Consider the following 18,905-nt stretch of genomic DNA (forward strand, 5'->3'; position numbering starts at 1 on the left):
ACTGGATTGGCAGGCTATACCTAAATGAACTCCCAAGGGGTTCGTTTAGGTATTTTTTTATGTTTTGACACACGAAAAGCAAACGAAGGACCAAAATAGGAGGAACGACATGAATTACAAAGAGTTAGCAAAAACGATCATCACCAATGTTGGTGGGGAAGAAAATATCCAAAGCTTGACCCATTGTGCGACCCGCTTGCGCTTCAACTTGAAAGATGACAGCAAACCACAAGAAAGTACCTTAAAACATACACCAGGCATCATGGGTGTGGTCAACAAAGGCGGACAGTACCAAGTGATCATCGGCAGTGATGTTGGCAATGTCTACAACGAAATCACTGCCCAAACCAATTTGACTAGTGATCAAGAAACAGAAGAAGACGATCGGGGACGTGTAGCGAAAATTATCGATACGATCACTGGGATCTTCACCCCGATCTTACCAGCCATCACGGCAGCTGGGATGTTAAAAGCGGTCCTTTCGTTGCTGGTGGTCTTCAATGTCTTGACGGCAGAAAGTCAAAGTTACCAAATTCTAAACTTTATGGCAGATGCTGCGTTCTACTTCTTACCGATTCTACTGGCTGCTTCTTCTGCGCAAAAGTTCAAAGCCAACATGTATCTGGCGATGATGGTGGGTGGAATTTTACTGCATCCCAACTTCATCGGTATGGTGACAGCAGCCAATGAGTCAGGTGGCGGCATCCATTTGTTCGGTTTGCCGATTTCACCAGTGACCTATTCATCATCGGTGATCCCCATCATCTTAAGTGTTTGGTTCATGTCTTACGTTGAACCGATTGCTGATAAGGTCTCACCAAAAGCAATCAAATTCTTTAGCAAACCGTTGCTGACGATCTTCGTCGTAGGGACGGTAGCATTAGTTGCTTTAGGTCCTCTAGGCTATATGATCAGTGAAGCGATTTCCGCAGGGATCCAAGCCTTAGAAACGGTCAGCCCATGGATCGTTCCGTTATTGATCGGTGCCTTCACCCCATTGTTCGTGGCAACGGGTACCCACTATGGATTGGTTCCTATCGGTATCAACAACCGAATGACCACAGGTTATGATACAGTGATCTATCCTGGCATGCTGGCTTCAAACGTCAGTCAGGGAGCTGCAGCTATCGGCGTTGGTTTCAAATCCAAAGATTCTACTATCAAACAATTGGCATTTTCTGCAGGTCTGACAGGTCTATTCGGCATCACTGAACCAGCGTTGTATGGGGTCAACTTACGGTTTAAAACACCTTTGTATGCAGCAATGATCGGTGGCGGATTTGGGGGTCTGTTTATGGGAATCATGCGTGTCCGCAATTTCTCAGGCGGTTCACCGGGCCTATTGACTTTGCCAAGCTATATCGGCGATGACACCTTACGTCATTTGACCAATGCCTGCATTGGTGCGGCAATCAGTATCGTGGTCACATTTATTGCGACATTATTCTTATACAAAGACCCTGTCACAGAAGAAGCACCTGAAGCAACACCAGCTGACAAAGAACAAGAACCAACCCATCAAATCAGCGGCGCGGAGATCAAAGCACCTTTAAAAGGGGAACTAAAAAGCCTGCAAGCAGTCAATGACGGCATGTTTTCAGAAGAAATTCTTGGACAAGGGGTAGCGATCGAGCCAACCGTTGGAGAAGTGCTAGCACCAGTCAACGGGACTGTCACAGCAGTCTTTGATTCCAAACATGCCATTGGATTGACCAGTGAGGAAGGCATTGAGCTGCTGATTCACGTGGGGATCGATACAGTGCAATTGAATGGCGAAGGCTATGCCTATCAAGTAGAAAAAGGACAAAAAGTGACAGTTGGCGATCCTTTGATTACGTTTGATATCGAGTTTATCAAAGAAAAAGGTTATCCAGTGATCACGCCGATCGTTATCACCAACAGTGCAGAAGTTGGCGACATTTTGACGGCAAACAGTGGTCCGATTACGTTTGGCGATCAAATCATCAAAGTGATCGGCTAAAAAAGGAGAATAAGACATGGGATTTCCAGAAAACTTTTTATGGGGCGGCGCAACAGCCGCCAATCAATGTGAAGGCGGGTTTGATCAAGGGGGGCGTGGACTTGCCAATGTCGATGTGATTCCGACTGGCAAGGAGCGACGAGCAGTCATTACCGGCAAGCGTGAGATGCTTGCCTTTGAAGAAGGGTATTTCTATCCAGCAAAAGAAGCGATTGATATGTACCATCATTTCAAAGAAGATATCGCCTTATTTGCGGAGATGGGCTTTAAAACCTATCGTTTATCGATTGCTTGGTCAAGAATTTTTCCGAAGGGCGACGAAGAAACCCCTAATGAAGAAGGCTTGCGCTTTTATGAAGAACTGTTTTTAGAATGTCGCAAATACCAAATCGAACCTTTGGTGACGATCACGCATTTTGACTGTCCGATCCATCTGATCAAAGAATATGGCGGTTGGCGCAACCGTAAGATGATTGCCTTTTACGAAAACCTTTGTCGGGCGATCTTCACTCGCTACAAAGGATTGGTGAAGTACTGGCTGACCTTTAATGAAATCAATATGATCTTGCATGCCCCGTTTCTCGGTGCAGGGCTGACCTTTGCTGAGGGCGAAAATGAAGAACAAATCAAATACCAAGCTGCTCATCATGAGTTAGTCGCTAGTGCGTTGGCAACAAAAATCGCCCACGAGATCGATCCAGAAAACAAAGTAGGCTGTATGCTGGCAGCGGCTAGTTATTATCCTTACAGCTGCAATCCGAAAGATGTCTGGGAAAGCAAAAAAAGCGATCGCGGCAACTATTTCTTTATCGATGTGCAATCGCGAGGAGAATATCCAAATTATGGTTTGAAGATGCTAGCGGAAAAAGGAATCACTTTGGAGCAAACCGCCGAAGATACGGCTTTATTAAAAGCCCATACCGTCGATTTTATTTCCTTTTCTTACTATGCCTCTCGGGTCGCTGCTTCAGAAGATTCTGGTGTTGAGAAAACGGAAGGCAACTTGTTCCCGACCATTAAAAACCCGTATTTAGAAGCGTCGGAATGGGGCTGGCAGATTGATCCGCTTGGTTTGCGGATCACGATGAATGATCTTTATGATCGTTACCAAAAACCACTTTTCATCGTCGAAAATGGTCTAGGAGCGGTGGATACACCAAACGAAGATGGAAAAATCAATGATGTGTATCGCATCGACTATTTACGTGCGCATATCGCTGCGATGAAAGAAGCCATTGACCAAGACGGTGTGGAACTGTTGGGCTATACTTCATGGGGCTGTATCGATTTGGTTTCTGCAGGAACCGGAGAAATGAAGAAACGCTATGGCTATATCTATGTCGATCGCGACAATGAAGGCAATGGCACATTAGCCCGCAGCAAAAAGCAATCCTTTTATTGGTACAAAAAAGTGATTGCCTCAAATGGGGAAGATTTGGCTTAAGCCAGTTCATTTATAAAAAGTAAACAAGGGTGTTCCGCTTTTTCAACTAGCGGATACCCTTGTTTTATTGATTTTCAGAATTATAAACTCGTGGTGTTGCTCGGTCGTTTGCGATAGTTGGAAGGGGTCAAAGCGGTCTCCCTTTTGAAAAGTGTCGTAAAGTAATTCGGATCATCAAACCCAGTTTCCAATGCGATTTCGATGATTTTTAAATCCGTATGGAGTAAGAGATACTCCGCTTTTTTGATGCGGAACTTATTTAGATAGGTAAAAAAGCTCATCTGGAAATTTCTTTTAAAAAAACGGCAGAAATGTTCTTTGCTATAGCCAATATATTGACTGATTTCCTCAAGTGTCACTGGGCGTTGATAATTTTCTTCAATAAAAAGTAGGATTTTCTTGCATTTGTACGTATTGAGTTTGCTTTTACTGTCGATAGGTTTCTTATTGCGATTAATGTATTGGCTATTTTGACAAAGATATTTAATAAATAAAAAGAGTTCCGCTTTGATCGCCAGCTCATACAATGGTTCCTTTAATGCAAATAAATCTATAATATGAGTCAATGCCTGTTGAATGTTCATATGAGAAACGAAATCACTTGTGATGTGAATCGCTTGCTGATCCGCGGAATGGAGCAACGGGTCCAGATAGGACTGCTGGATCAAATCAGAGACGCGGCTCTCAATAAAGGTCGCGTCAAAGACGATAGCAAAGAAGGTACAAGCTGTTTGTTGATAATTTAATGCCTCATGTAGCTGATTGGCAGGGATAAATATAAGCTCGCCTTCTTTAGCGATATAAGAAACACCTTCGACCTTTATTTCCATCTTTCCTCGAAAAATATACAGGATCTCGAGCTCGCGATGCCAATGGGTGTGGATCATATTTGCTTGATCAGCAGGATGATTTGTCAAATAAACACTGACTGGAAACAAGCTGTCACCATGTTCCGTGATCTCTTTTAAAGAAGTATCAATATCATATTCACTAGGGTTGGGCGTAAAAATATAGGGTTGGGTTACCATCTGTCTCCTCCATTTTCATCAATATTACAAGGTATTTCGGTTAAGATAACGATTACAGAAGGGCCGAAATATCAATATAATCAATTTGTGATCGAATTGATTGAGGAGGGAACAATGATGAAAAAGAGAATTTTGTTGACGGCTGCTACTATGTTAAGTGTGATCGGAATTGCTGGTTGCGGAAATTCTGGAAGCGGTACCTCAGATGATGGTAGTGTAACACTAGAAGTTTTTAACATCAAGACAGAGACTGCAGAACAGATGGATCGATTGGTTGCGGCTTTTGAAGAAAGCCATGAGGACATAAAAATCAATATGACTACTGTAGGTGGAGGAACGGACGCCACAGCGGCTCTCCAATCAAAATTTTCATCTGGTGATGAACCGGACATTTTTATGCTGGGGGGACTAGCAGATACGCAAACATGGGAACACAAGTTATATGACCTTGGGGATACAGAATTAGCTCAAAAAGCAATTGAGGGAACGTTGGAAGGGGCAACACTGAATGAGACAGTTTACGGCTTGCCGATGAATATCGAAGGCTACGGTTGGCTGATCAATAAAGAGCTGTTTCAGCAAGCGGGAATCGATAGTGAAGCGATTGAAACATTTGCCGATTTTAAGGAGGCAGTAGAAACGTTAGATAGTAAGAAAGAAGAGTTAGGATTAGACGGTGTATTCGGCTTCAGCGGCGGTGAAACATGGGTTTCCAGTCAATTCAGTTCGAACTTTTTTGCACCTGAATTTAATGATAGCTTGAAAGAAACACTGGAAGCCAAAGAGCTTCATTTAACTTATGAGGCACAACTGAAAGACTACGCTGATCTGGCGATCCAATACAATGCTCAACCGTTGGAATCAATGGATTACAGCACGTCAGTCGAAGAATTATTTGCCAGTGAGAAGGTTGCCATCATTCATCAAGGCAATTGGATCGTTCCTACATTAAACAGTTTGGATGATACATTTGCAAAAGAAAAATTAGCGATCGTCCCAATGCAAGTGGGAGACGGCAGCAAAATCGTAGCCGGACCAGCTTGGTATTGGGGTGTCAACAAAGATAAGGAACAAGAAGTGATCGATGCCTCCATACAATTTTTGACATGGATGTATACCGATGAAGAGGCGATGACCGCGATCATCGATGATTTTGAGTTTATTCCAGCTTATACGAACTTCTCCAGTGACGATATTTCTGATCCGTTGTCCAATGACATTTATACGTATTTAACGAATGGACAAACGGTTCCTTGGGTCCATAACTCTTATCCAGATGGATACGGACAAAATATTTTTGGGGTTCAGTTCCAGGCTTATGCAGCCGATCAAATCTCATGGACTGAGTTCACTGATCAGCTGAAAAGCAGTTGGGCGCAAGAACGTCAATAACCAAAGTGATGCCTATCCTGCAGTGATGCGCGCAGGATAGGCAAAATCAAGGAAATCATAGGAGGAGCTGTATGTTAACAAATCGTTCAAAATCATTTTGGCTGCTGCTAGCACCGGCATTCGTCGCATTATTGGTCGTTCTGTTTATTCCTTTATTTACAGGGGGATATTACTCACTGACCAACTGGAACGGCAATACGATCAGCGACTTTATCGGATTGGAAAACTACTTGCGCGCTTTTAAAGATCAGGCGTTCATTAACAGCTTGTTGTTCACGGCGAAATTTTCTGTTTACAGTGTGATCTTGATCAATGTCATCGCGCTGTTGTTAGCGACTTTAGTCACGCAAAAACTGGGACGCTGGACCACTCTATTTCGGACTGTCTTTTTCATGCCGAACTTGATTGGTGGGATCATACTAGGATTTATATGGCAATTTATTTTTAACAAAGCATTCGAGAGTATCGCCGATTTGACTGGGATCAATTTTTTTAATGGCTGGTTGAATACACCAGAAACAGGTTTTTGGGGTTTGGTTATCTTGTTCGTCTGGCAGATGAGTGGGTATATGATGTTGATCTATATTTCGTTTCTAAATAATATTCCAGAAGAAATTTTAGAAGCAGCAGATATGGACGGCGCCAATCCGCTACAAGTCTTTTTCCGAATCAAACTCCCCATGCTGATGCCCGCGTTTACCGTGACATTGTTTTTGACGCTGTCAAATGCCTTTAAAATCTATGATCAAAACTTAGCGTTGACACAGGGCGGACCGTTCAATTCGACTCAGATGGCAGCCATGAATATTTACAATGAAGCTTTTTCAATGAGAAAAATGGGCTTTGCTCAGTCGAAAGCAATGATATTTTTGGTGATCATTGTCATTATTTCCATTATTCAAATCTCAATTACTCGCAGAAAGGAGATCAGCGCATGATAGAGACTCGTCACTCTTCTACTAAAAAGGAAAAAACAAAAAGTAGACGGCAGAAGAAAAAAAAGCTGCAGCACAGTCTACTGATCGTATGTGGTCTTTTACTTGTGTGTTTATGGTTTTATCCGTTTTTCTTGATCGTTATCAATTCATTTAAAACAAAGGCAGAGATCTTTCAGAGTACATTGTCGTTGCCTGGTGGATTGTCTTTTGAAAATTATCTAGAGGCGTTAGAGAAACTGGATTTCATCAGAAGTTTAATGAATTCATTGTTGATTACTGTCGGTTCTTTGATCTTGGTGGTTTTTGTTTCTTCAATGGCAGCATACGCTTTATCGAGAAATACCAGTCGCTTAAGTTCCGTCCTCTATTTTGTTGTTGCCATCGGCTTGCTGATCCCTTTTCAAGGGATCATGATTCCGCTGATTTCTCTTTTTGGACGGATGAATTTGTTAAATCAGCCGGGTCTAATGATAATGTACTTGGGATTGGCTGTCAGTATGTCGACTTTTTTGTATTATGGTGCATTAAGAGGCATTCCACGTTCGCTGGATGAAGCAGCGATCATTGATGGGGCGAACACCTTTCAGATTTATTGGAAAGTGATATTGCCTTTGTTGAAACCAACGACGGTAACAGTGATTGTTTTGAATACATTGTGGTTTTGGAATGACTATTTATTGCCTTCATTAAGTATTAATAAAGCCGGAATGTATACGATTCCCTTGCGGATGTTTTATTTCTTCGGCGAATTTAACAAGCAATGGCATTTAGCGCTAGCAGCTCTGGTGATCGTTGTTCTGCCAATCATTCTCTTGTTTATTGTCTTGCAAAAACATGTAGTGAAAGGCATCTCAGATGGTGCAGTAAAGTAGGAGGAAAAGAAGATGAAATTTACAAATGGCTATTGGCTGGCAAAAGAAGGCGTTCAACTTGAGCATCCCCGAATTGCTTATGATCATAAGGTAGAAAAGGAGCAATTGACCCTTTATCTGCCCTATCAAGAGATTCAGCGGCGTGGTGATACCTTAAACCTTGGTTTAACCACACTCACGTTCTCGACTCCGCAAAACGATGTGATCAAAGTCAGCTTGGTGCATCATGACAAGACAATGCACGCCCCGTCGTTTACAGTGGATACCCAACCAGCAGACGTGAAGATCGATACCGATAACGAAGACATGTATATCTTCAAATCTGGATCACTGGAAGCAAAAGTCCCTAAACAAGCGGCTTTTAAAATCGACTTTTTCGGAGAAGACAGCTTGTTGACTTCTTCCATGCCTAAAGCACAGGCAAAAATTTCGGGAAATGACGGCAAACAGTATATGCGAGAACAGCTTTCGCTTGATCCTTATGAACTTGTTTACGGATTAGGGGAACGGTTCACCCCTTTTATCAAGAACGGTCAAACCGTTGATATTTGGAATCAAGACGGTGGTACGGGTAGCGAGCAGGCGTACAAAAATATTCCGTTTTATCTGACGAATAAAGGCTACGGTATTTTTGTTGATCATCCTGAAGCGGTTTCCTTTGAAGTAGCTTCTGAGAACGTTTCCCGCACGCAATTCAGTGTCGAAGGGCAGCGTCTGGACTATTACATCATCTATGGACCAGATATGAAAGCTATTCTAGAAAAATACACCGACTTGACAGGAAAACCCGCCTTACCGCCAGCATGGTCTTTTGGCTTATGGCTATCCACTTCATTTACGACTGATTATAGTGAAGAAACAGTGATGCACTTTATCGATGAAATGCAAGCTCGTGATATTCCTTTTGATGTCTTTCATTTTGATTGTTTCTGGATGAAGGAATTTGAATGGTGTGGGTTTGAATGGAATGATGAGTTGTTTCCTGATCCGAAAGGATTACTAAAGAAAATCCATGATAAAGGATTAAAAGTCAGTCTATGGATCAATCCTTACATTGGGCAAAAAGCCTCTGTATATCAAGAATGCAAAGAGAAAGGGTACTTTATTAAGAACCAAGCAGGTGAAGTCTGGCAGTGGGATCTTTGGCAAGCTGGACAAGGGATCATTGATTTTACCAACCCAGAGGCTCGTCAATGGTATAAAGATCGCTTAAAGGAATTGATTGAATTAGGTGTTGATTCCTTTAAGACGGATTTCGGTGAGCGGATCCCTGAAGATGCCGTCTATTATGACGGATCAGATCCGAAAAAAATGCACAATTATTACGCCTATCTATACAATGAAACCGTCTTTGAACTGCTGGCGGAAATGCGGGAAAATCAAGCCGTTCTTTTTGCCCGTTCTGCTTCTGTCGGTTCCCAAAAATTTCCTGTCCATTGGGGAGGCGACAATTTATCTGAATATTCTTCGATGGCAGAGTCTCTCCGTGGTGGCTTATCCTTTGTCTTATCTGGTTTTGGATTTTGGAGCCATGATATCGGCGGGTTTGAAGAACAAGCGACCCCCGACTTGTATAAACGTTGGACGCAATTTGGTTTATTGTCGACCCACAGTCGTTACCATGGCAATGTTGAATATCGGGTACCATGGAATTTTGGAGAAGAAGCAGCAAATGTCAGTCAATCTTTTTCAAAATTGAAAAACCGCCTAATGCCTTATATTTATCGTCAAGCAGCAGCCACTGCAAAAACGGGCATTCCCCTGATGCGTCCATTGATGCTAGAGTTCCCAGAGGATCAGACGGTTTATGCCATTGATAAGCAGTATATGCTGGGGGATCGCTTACTAGTTGCGCCGATTTTTAATGAGCAAGGAAAGGTTCCGTTCTATCTGCCAGCTGGAACTTGGACAAATTATTTAGACAACAAACGCTATGAAGGCCAAAAATGGTGGGAAGAACGCTATGACTATTTCCATCTACCGTTGATGGTACGACCGAATTCACTGATCATTGAAGGAAGCGTTGAACAGACCGCCGCCTATGACTACACCAAAAACCTGATCGTTCATGCCTTTGAAATAACGGAAGCAGTTTCTGCTGAAGTCTATGATCAGCAGGGCGTGCCAGTTGGAACAATTTCTGTTGAGCCAGAGGCGAGCGGTTATCGAATTTGTATGGAAGGGTTGGGAAAGGTTCAGGTGCTGTTTCGCAATCGAAGCTTTGCAAATGCCCAACGACATCCTTTTGGCAGCTTGATCACTATGGACGGACAAGAAATGACCGTCTTTGAATAGGGAAACAAAACCTACCGTTCTTGATGGGTATCTATCAAGGACGGTAGGTTTTTTGTAGTGAACAAAGCATTAAAGAACTAACGGCAAAGTGCAGACCTAGTTCTTTGGCTCAGTTTTGTTCCTCCCGCTGGATCGGCAGCAGCAAGCGAACGGTGGTTCCTTCGTTGAGGCGTGATTCTACAGTCAATCCATATTTCTCCCCATAGAGCAGCTTGATACGCTGATCAATATTGTCCAAGCCAATACCCGAATAGTGTTCAAAATGGTTGGCGGTGCTGGTTGGGTGCTCTTCATTGAACCCGATGCCCGTATCGATGATCTCAATTTTCAGGCCTTCCTTACTGACGCGAGAAAAAATCTGGATCAAACCTGAATCCTCTTCGGGAAAGGCATGCAGGTAGGCATTTTCGATAATCGGTTGCAAAATCATCTTCGGTACGAGAATATCTTCGCAGCCATCTTCTGAAAAAATCGTTGATTGGATGCGATTGCCGTAACGTACGTTCATTAACACGAGGTATTCTTCCACGATCGCTAGCTCATCCTTTAAGGGGACGATCTCTTTGCGGTTAAAGGTGTGCCGCAACAATTGGACAAAGCTTTCAATCGCTTGGGTGGCGGCTTCTTGTTCGTTTTGCCAGATCAAAAACTTGATGGCCGTCAATGTGTTGTAGACAAAATGCGGTTGGATCTGCATTTGCAACGAGCGGATCTCGAACTTGCGTTTTTCGGCTTCTGTAACCATTAAATGATCGACATAAGATTCCAAGTCCTCTAGCATCAAGTTATACGCACGCCCCAATTCTCGCGTTTCGTACGTCCCATTGATGGTAACTTTGTCGCTGAAATCGCCTTGTGTGACCGCAGGCAGCTTGGCAATTAGCTGATAAATCGGTTGGGTGATATTGCGGATGATCCAAAATGCCAGCAGACTAAAGAGTAAAATACTGACGACAGAAATTAAAAGAGCTGGCTTGATCAGATTCATATTGCGTACTAGATGCGATTCATCCAAAACATCGTAAAAAGTAAAATGATACGAATAAAGGGGCAGCTGATTGATGCTAGTATCTCTTTTGACCGTGACGAGACGATCTTCAAATGGCTTGCCTAAAAGGCTCGGATCAGAAGTGGAGAGAATTTGATTTTGCTCATTGACGATATAGATCGAGTGAAGACTGGTATCTAAGAGTTGACGATAGATCGAAGAAAAATCGGATTCTTTTAAGAAAATCAGGGCATAGCCGAAAATCGTTTCTTCTTTCATTAATTTGCGCACGTACATCAAGCCAGGGGAGTCGCTGGTGGAGGTGCTCAAGCCTTGATCTAAGAAATAATACTGACTGATGGCGTCATTGTCATTGATCTGCTGGATAAAGGCACTGGCGAGAAAATCATCTACTGATTGATTGCGAACCGCATCGTTTTGAAAGAAAGTGCCCCCGTTGACCCCAATCAACACTAAATTCGAGGGGATGTCTTGAAACAAAGAGCGGGTGTCTTTTAATTGCTCGTTTAATTCTAAAATCGTACGGCCTTGATTCATGTCGCCTTCTAAGTATGTTTCAACGGCTTTGCTTTCATCGACGATGTCAAAAATCCGATGGATATTCTCGTTCAGACGCTCATAATCTTCTTGGATTTTTTCCAGTAGCAGCTGATTGGAACTCTGGTACGAAGCAACATAGGCATCTTTTGAGCGACCATAGATCACGACGACGGTTAGCAGACAAACACTAATGACCCCGACGACAACAAAGAGGAAGATCCGACTGAATAATTCATTTTTCTGAATCCATTGGTTGATTTTCATAATTGATTCAACCGCCGATACTTCGATGGGGTGACTTGGCATTCTTTCTTAAAGATGCGAGAAAAATAGCTGATATCCGAATACCCGACCGCTTCACTGATTTCAGATAGATTCAGATCAGATTGTGTCAGTAGTTCTTTGGCTTTATCCAAGCGGGTTTTCTTTACGTACTCAGAAAAGCTCATTTTCAGTTTCGCAGAAAGAAAAGCCGAAAGATAGGTGTAACTAAAATGAAAGGTTTCAGCTAGTTCAGACAATGACAGGCTTTTGGTGTAGTTGTCTTGAATAAAGCGCTGGATCGCAACGAGTAGATCATCTTCATCCAGCGGTGATAAGGTCGTCAGCTGTTGACGAATATCATCAATGGTCGCCAACAACAAATCAGAAAAATCTTCCAAATACTGCACGTGACCGATAGCATGCAAAAATTCAGCTTTTAAGCGGCTAAAGCGTGGGGCAGTGGGAAATTCTTCTTCCAAGCGGGACAGCAACGTGTAAAAAATACTGCTGGCCTGCTGTTTTAAGAATGTCGGATCGACATTGGATAAGATCATGTCATTAAAATATTCCTCGATTCTGGTGATTCCTAACAAAAAGTTGTTATCTAACAAAGCCCGTAAGAACTTCTTCGTATCAAATCGATCACTTTCAATGTACAAAAAGAGTTCTTGTTCTGGCACCAACCGTTGTCGTTTATAAAAAAACGATTGTCCTTGGCTTTTGGCTTTGAGGGTCACAAAATGGTCCCGCAACTGTTCAATCTTTTGAAAGGGCACACTGAGAGTAAAGAAGGCGTCTGGCTCGGTAAAACGCAATTGTTCCAACGTTTCTTTCAAAGAGGAATAAACATCCATTCCTTCTGGATAACTGATCACTAAGCCGGCATCTTTGTTACTGGTTTGAAAAAAGAGCGTCTTTACCTGCGGTTGTGATTGAGTAAATTCCGTTAATGCATGCAGCAGCTGATCATTGGCACGAAAGCCGCTAAAATTGGTGGTCAAAATTTGGGCTTGCTGTTGCGACTGATCTAATGCAAGGTAGTCCGCCAAAGGAGCCAACGGTTCTTCATACCCTGCTAAATAGCGATTCAACGATTCTTGCAGCTGCGTCTCCTCAGTCACGGAGCCTTTTGTATGTGACAGCTTTTGTGAGATGTTGTGCAGCGTCTTCAACAAGAGTGTCGGTGTCAGTGTCGGTTTTAAAAGATAATCTACGGCACCATTTCTAAAAGACTGACTGACGTATTGGAAATCATCGTAGCTGCTCAAGACCAAAAAATGGACTTCTGGATATTGTTGTTGAATGATCGTTGTGAGTTGAAGACCGTCCATTTGTGGCATTTTCAAATCCGTGATCACGATGTCGGGATTCAGTTCATGGATCAGCGCCAAAGCTTCTTGCCCGTTCGCTGCATCGCCTAAGAGACGAAACCCTTCTTGCTCCCAACGTATCATATGTTTCAATCCATCTCGGATCGTTGCCTCATCATCAACGACTAAGACCGTGCGTAAAATAGTCATGGTATCCCCCCTATATCTCTTCTTTATTATAAACGCTTTCAAAAAAGAAAGGTATTGTAACTTTTTTCTATTTTTGGACAAATTTAGTAAGCTCTTTCATAATCATTGAATACGGTTACAAAATCAGTGTATAGTTAGCCATGTAAATAAAAGGAAAGAGGGATAAAAATGAAAAAACTACTTGCATCGATGGTAACGGCGGCTGCAGTGCTGACTTTGGCGGCTTGCGGAAACAGCAACACAAGCTCTGGGGATTCTGGCGAGTCCTCAAACAAAGTCACGGTCTGGGCATGGGATGAGACCTTCAACATCAAGGCAGTCAATGAAGCCAAAAAAGTATATGAAAATCAAGATGTCGATGTGGAAGTCGTGACAATGTCACAAGATGATATCGTTCAAAAATTAAATACGAGTCTGGCATCTGGAAATACGGACGGACTACCAAATATCGTTTTGATCGAAGACTACCGCATCCAAGGATACCTTTCTTCTTATCCAGATGCGTTTAGTGATCTAACGGATATCGTGAATGAGGAGGATTTCTCCAGCTATAAATTTGCGGTCAATAAAGTCGACGATGTCATTTATGGGGTGCCATTTGACAGTGGCGTCGCAGGACTATTTTACCGCACAGATTATTTGACCGATGCAGGCTATGAGCAGGCTGATCTCCAAGATATTACTTGGGATGATTTTATCAGCATCGCCAAAGACGTCAAAGAAAAAACGGGTCACGCTATGATGTCGTTAGACCCAAGCGATCTTGGCTTGGCACGAATCATTATGCAATCGGCAGGCGAATGGTATACCGGTGAAGATGGCTCCACCGTAACCATCAAAGACAATGAATCCTTCAAAGCTGGTCTAACTGTCTTAGCAACATTGTTGAATGAAGGCTTAGTTGAACAAGTTTCTGATTGGGATGGCGGGGTCAATGCCGTTCAATCGGGGAATGTCGCTTCTGCGCCAACTGGTGCGTGGTATTCCAGCACGATTCAAGGCGCGGAAGACCAAAGCGGCAAATGGGCGATCGCTCCAATCCCATCTATCGCTGGCAACAGCAATTCAGTCAATGCTTCTAGCATCGGCGGAGCAGGCTGGTACGTGATCAAAGGGGTTGACGGCGAAGAAAATGCCAAAGACTTTTTAGCCAATACCTTTGCTTCAAACAAAGAATTGATGGGTACATTAGCTACCGAGATCGGTTTGGTTTCAACCATGAATGCTGCAGAAGAAACGGAAGAATATACGTCGGGGCTTGATTTCTATGGCGGTCAAAAAGTCTTCCAAGATTTCTCTCAATGGTCACAAGAAATTCCAGCCGTGAACTACGGCAATCACACCTATGCCATTGAATCTGTCTTGACTGAAAGCTTGCAACGAGTGATCAACGGCGAAGACATCGATAAAGTATTAGAAGAAGCACAATCACAAGTGGAAGCACAAATTGCAAACTAATCGAACAACTTTGCAGAAACTCGTGAGCGATCGCGAGTTTCTGTGTTAAGGGGGAATTACAATGAAAAACAAAACAAAAAATTGGTTTGCAAACGGCAATGCCTTTATTACCTTACCCGTCATTTTGATCACGATGCTGGTCTTTATTCCGATGGTCTCGGCATTGTTCACGTCATTCCAATCAGGACCACCGACAGCGATGACCTTTAACGGTCTTGGCAACTATCAGCGGATGTTGAGCGACTCAACATTTAAAAAAGCCTTTGGCAATACGTTTTTATACTTATTAGTCCAAGTTCCGATCATGCTCTTTTTGGCGCTGATCGTATCGAACATATTGAATGACAAAAAATTGAAATTTAAAGGGCTGTTCCGCACCGCCTTATTTTTACCCTGTATCACATCCTTGGTTTCTTATTCCTTGATCATGAAAAGTCTCTTTTCGGCAAATGGGTTAGTCAATAACTTTTTGACGCAACTACACCTGATTGATGCACCGATCCAATGGTTGACGGATCCCTTCTGGGCAAAAGTACTGATCATTTTTGCCATCACGTGGCGTTGGACTGGCTACAATATGATCTTTTTCATCTCAGGCATGCAAAATATCGATCCAAGTATTTACGAAGCGGCAGAGATCGATGGTGCCACGAAATGGGATCAATTCTTCAAAATCACGATTCCCAACTTGCGTCCAATCATCTTATTTACCACGATCACCTCAACGATCGGTACGCTGCAATTATTCGATGAAGTTCAAAATATCACTGGCGGTGGACCAGCTAATGCCACGACGACCTTGTCGCAATATATCTACAATTTGAGTTACAAATTCACGCCAAACTTTGGGTACGCCGCTGCAGTCTCCTTTGTTATCGTGATTGCGATCGTGATCTTATCGATCATCCAAACGAAAATAGGAGGAAAAGAAAATTGAAAACAATCTCACTCACTTTAAAATACGTCTTTCTGGCGATTTTGGCTTTCATCTCTATTTTTCCATTTGTTTGGATGATTCTAGGGATGACCAATCAAACCTTTGATATCGTTGCTGGAAAAATCATGATTGGCGATCAATTGGTGATCAACTTCCAAAATCTCTTTTCTTCCGACTTGAATTTTACTCGGGCATTAGGCAATTCCGCAGTGATTGCCGTGATTACGACCGTCTTTGCGCTGTTGTTCTCCTCCATGGCAGGGTATGGCTTTGAGATCTATCGGACGAAAACCAAAGACCGCATCTTTAATATTCTCCTGCTGTCGATGATGGTGCCTTTTGCCGCGCTAATGATCCCGCTCTATCGGATGTTCAGCAAGCTTAGCGGCACACCGATCGGGATCAATACCTTCGCTGTCGTGATTTTGCCCTCAGTCTGTACCGCCTTTTTGATTTTCTTTTTCCGCCAAAACATCAAGGCATTCCCTAGAGAATTAGTCGAAGCTGCTCGGATCGATGGCTTGAATGAACTGAGTATTTTCTTTAGAGTCTACATGCCGACGGCTAAAAATACCTACGCAGCTGCCGCGATCATTACGTTTATGGGCAGCTGGAACAATTATTTATGGCCATTAGTTGCCCTGCAATCACCAGACAAACGGACCGTTCCACTGGTTCTTTCAGCAATGGGTGCTTCTTATACACCTGATTATGGCATGATGATGTGCGGCATCGTGATCGCCACACTGCCGACGGCCATCATTTTCTTCGTTTTACAAAAACAATTTGTCCAAGGGATGCTGGGCTCCGTGAAATAAGCGGGACATCAGCAAACAAATACAAAGTAGAGGGTACGATATGATTCTTTTTGACAAACAATTAAACGTCTTTCATTTAAGCAACGATCAAATCAGCTATCTCTTACAGATAGAGGAAGGGGGCAATGTGGCGCACCTTTATTTTGGGAAGAAAATCGCCCATTATTCTGGTGGCTATCGCTACCCACGCCTTGATCGGTCCTTTTCACCTAATCCCCCAGACAGTAGCGATCGGCTTTTCTCATTAGACACCTTGATGCTGGAGTTTCCTGGTAATGGCTTCGGGGACTTTCGAGAAGCTGCCTATACGATTCGCCAGTCTGACGGCAGCCGAGTCAGCCATTTTGTCTTTAGTGATTACCAGATTCAACAAGGAAAACCAGCCTTAGCAGGATTGCCTCAGACCCATGGGGCCGACGACGGGATCGAAACACTGATTCTGTCCTTAAAAGATGATGTGGCGGGACTCGAACTGCAGCTGTTTTACACGATTTTTGAGGAGGCGGCAGTGATCGTCCGCTCAAGCAAAGTGATCAACCACGGAAACCAGCCTGTTACCATCGAACAGCTGGCGAGTCAAGCGCTGGATTTTCCTAACCGGCCCTTTGATTTGATCCACTTGCCAGGGGCGTGGGCGAAGGAACGTCAAGTCACCCGAGAACCCATCCATCGCGGCATCAAGCGTTTAGACAGCAAGCGGGGTTCCAGCAGCCATCAGCAAAATCCCTTTGCCGTCTTGCTGGAACCTAATGCTACGGAGTTTGCTGGGGAGTGTTTTGGTTTTAGCTTGCTGTATAGCGGCAATCATGAAACCATCATCGAAAAAGATCCTTACCAACAAACCCGTGTGATCATGGGGATCAACAGCCATCAATTTGCCTGGCAATTGCCGCCAACTGAAAGCTTTCAAGCCCCAGAAGCCGTGATTGCTTATAGTGAGGCTGGCTTGAATCAGCTGTCAGCCACCTATCATGATTTTTATGACGAGCATTTGATTCGGGGCAAATACAAAAAGCAAGAACGGCCGATCCTGATCAATAACTGGGAAGCAACGTACTTTGATTTCAATGAAGAAAAGCTAGATGCCCTCGTTGATGAAGCCAAGGAGCTGGGAATCGAACTGTTTGTTTTGGATGACGGCTGGTTTGGTCAGCGAGAAGATGACCAAACCTCATTAGGCGATTGGTTTGAAAACGAAGGCAAGCTGGCTTCTGGCTTGGCAGGATTTGCCCAAAAAGTCCATGACAAAGGGCTGCAATTCGGGCTTTGGCTGGAACCAGAAATGATTTCTGGTGACAGTGAACTAAACCGACAGCACCCTGATTGGCTGTTACAAGTACCCAATCGCAAGCCAGCGCTTAGCCGCAGTCAGTATGTGTTGGACTTTTCTCGGCAAGATGTCAGAGACCATCTCTATCACCAGTTAACCCAACTGTTTGATACGGTTGCCATCGACTATATCAAATGGGACATGAACCGCAGTCTGTCGGATGTCTATTCCTTGCTCCTCGATCCTGCCCAGCAAGGGGAGGTTACACATCGCTATCTGCTGGGCTTGTATGAATTTCTAGAAAAACTGACCACTGCCTATCCAACGATCCTGTTTGAAGGCTGTTCTGGTGGCGGTGGGCGTTTTGATGCTGGCTTCTTGTATTATATGCCGCAGATTTGGACCAGCGACAACACCGATGCCATCGCCCGCCTGAAGATCCAATACGGAACCAGTCTGGTCTATCCGCCATCCACCATGGGTGCCCATGTTTCGGCGATCCCGAACCATCAGACCCAACGGGCAACGGATCTAGCGATTCGCGGCAATGCTGCGATGTCCGGCTTGCTGGGCTATGAGCTTGATTTAACACAGCTGACAAAAGAAGAAAAAACGCAAATCAAAGAACAAATCACTTTTTATAAAAAACATCGGCGCCTGCTGCAGTTGGGCCGCTTTGTTCGACTGCTCAGCCCTTATGAAGGCAATGACGCCGCCTGGCTGTATGTTTCTCCAGATAAAAAAGAAGCGATCGTCTTTTACTTCCGAGTCTTAGCTGAAGCCTCTGCACCATTGGTTACTTTAAAGCTGGCTGGTCTTGATCCTGACCTCACCTATCAAAGTGGGGGAGAGAGCTTCGGTGGCGATGAATTGATGCAACTCGGGTTGTATATCGATCCTCATTTAGCCGGGGATTACGCCACGCAGCGGTTTCATTTTGTTGCAAAAGTGCCCCACGAATGAAAAAAGCGTCCCGTCAAAGCAGCATGTTTTGACGGGACGCTTTATTGTGCTGCCGCAAGCTTTTGGCTAATGATCGGCAACTGAGAGGCTATTTTAGAACAAATGATTTATTTTTTTCTCGAGAAGTCGTATGATGAAGGAGGAGGCAGGCAGTTTGCTTCTGACAATCAGTAAGA

13 protein-coding genes are annotated in these 18,905 nt (G+C 43.7%); 10 read left to right on the forward strand and 3 right to left on the reverse strand.

Going from position 1 to position 18,905, the window contains the following annotated elements:
- Nucleotides 1-109: 109 nt before the first annotated feature.
- Both A5867_RS06780 and A5867_RS06785 read left to right on the forward strand, forming a co-directional pair.
- Complete coding sequence (locus A5867_RS06780) at nt 110-1,981, forward strand: beta-glucoside-specific PTS transporter subunit IIABC (protein WP_087627194.1); 1,872 nt, start codon at nt 110-112, stop codon at nt 1,979-1,981.
- Between the two features lie 16 nt (nt 1,982-1,997).
- Nucleotides 1,998-3,425, forward strand: a complete 1,428-nt coding sequence (locus A5867_RS06785; RefSeq protein WP_087627195.1) for a 6-phospho-beta-glucosidase — start codon at nt 1,998-2,000, stop codon at nt 3,423-3,425.
- 80 nt (nt 3,426-3,505) lie between these two features.
- Here A5867_RS06785 and A5867_RS06790 read toward each other — a convergent pair whose 3' ends face one another.
- On the reverse strand, nt 3,506-4,453 hold the full coding sequence (locus tag A5867_RS06790) for an AraC family transcriptional regulator (protein ID WP_087627196.1): 948 nt from the start codon (nt 4,451-4,453) through the stop codon (nt 3,506-3,508).
- Nucleotides 4,454-4,570: 117 nt separating this feature from the next.
- Here A5867_RS06790 and A5867_RS06795 point away from each other — a divergent pair, with 117 nt between their 5' ends.
- The 4 genes from A5867_RS06795 to yicI all read left to right on the forward strand — a co-directional run bounded on the left by A5867_RS06795 (nt 4,571) and on the right by yicI (nt 9,950).
- Nucleotides 4,571-5,845 (forward strand): ABC transporter substrate-binding protein, encoded by a 1,275-nt coding sequence (locus tag A5867_RS06795; protein WP_087627197.1) that lies wholly within the window; start codon nt 4,571-4,573, stop codon nt 5,843-5,845.
- 71 nt (nt 5,846-5,916) lie between these two features.
- Complete coding sequence (locus tag A5867_RS06800) at nt 5,917-6,783, forward strand: sugar ABC transporter permease (RefSeq protein WP_008378847.1); 867 nt, start codon at nt 5,917-5,919, stop codon at nt 6,781-6,783.
- Entirely contained in the window at nt 6,780-7,655 is an 876-nt protein-coding gene (locus tag A5867_RS06805) for a carbohydrate ABC transporter permease (RefSeq protein ID WP_087627198.1), read from the forward strand. The genes A5867_RS06800 and A5867_RS06805 overlap by 4 nt, the downstream gene beginning before the upstream one ends.
- 12 nt (nt 7,656-7,667) lie before the next feature.
- Nucleotides 7,668-9,950, forward strand: a complete 2,283-nt coding sequence (yicI, locus tag A5867_RS06810; protein ID WP_087627199.1) for an alpha-xylosidase — start codon at nt 7,668-7,670, stop codon at nt 9,948-9,950.
- A 109-nt stretch (nt 9,951-10,059) separates the two neighbouring features.
- Here the strand turns inward: yicI and A5867_RS06815 are convergent, their stop codons facing one another.
- Together A5867_RS06815 and A5867_RS06820 are read right to left on the reverse strand one after the other, a co-directional pair.
- The gene (locus A5867_RS06815) at nt 10,060-11,763 is read right to left on the reverse strand and encodes a histidine kinase (RefSeq protein ID WP_087627200.1); all 1,704 of its coding nucleotides are present in this window, start codon (nt 11,761-11,763) and stop codon (nt 10,060-10,062) included.
- Nucleotides 11,760-13,283, reverse strand: a complete 1,524-nt coding sequence (locus tag A5867_RS06820; protein ID WP_087627201.1) for a response regulator — start codon at nt 13,281-13,283, stop codon at nt 11,760-11,762. The genes A5867_RS06815 and A5867_RS06820 overlap by 4 nt, the downstream gene beginning before the upstream one ends.
- A gap of 168 nt (nt 13,284-13,451) precedes the next feature.
- Here A5867_RS06820 and A5867_RS06825 point away from each other — a divergent pair, with 168 nt between their 5' ends.
- The 4 genes from A5867_RS06825 to A5867_RS06840 all read left to right on the forward strand — a co-directional run bounded on the left by A5867_RS06825 (nt 13,452) and on the right by A5867_RS06840 (nt 18,729).
- Nucleotides 13,452-14,741, forward strand: coding sequence for an extracellular solute-binding protein (locus tag A5867_RS06825; protein ID WP_016608159.1), 1,290 nt, complete (start codon nt 13,452-13,454; stop codon nt 14,739-14,741).
- 61 nt (nt 14,742-14,802) lie between these two features.
- The gene (locus A5867_RS06830) at nt 14,803-15,678 is read left to right on the forward strand and encodes a sugar ABC transporter permease (protein WP_010747841.1); all 876 of its coding nucleotides are present in this window, start codon (nt 14,803-14,805) and stop codon (nt 15,676-15,678) included.
- Nucleotides 15,675-16,496: a carbohydrate ABC transporter permease gene (locus tag A5867_RS06835; RefSeq protein WP_010747842.1), complete on the forward strand. Its 822-nt coding sequence runs from the start codon at nt 15,675-15,677 to the stop codon at nt 16,494-16,496. Before A5867_RS06830 ends, A5867_RS06835 begins: the two co-directional genes overlap by 4 nt.
- A gap of 40 nt (nt 16,497-16,536) precedes the next feature.
- Nucleotides 16,537-18,729: an alpha-galactosidase gene (locus tag A5867_RS06840; RefSeq protein WP_087627202.1), complete on the forward strand. Its 2,193-nt coding sequence runs from the start codon at nt 16,537-16,539 to the stop codon at nt 18,727-18,729.
- Nucleotides 18,730-18,905 lie beyond the last annotated feature (176 nt).

The sequence above is a fragment of the Enterococcus sp. 6D12_DIV0197 genome, from assembly GCF_002174385.1.
GTDB classification, from domain to species: domain Bacteria; phylum Bacillota; class Bacilli; order Lactobacillales; family Enterococcaceae; genus Enterococcus_D; species Enterococcus_D casseliflavus.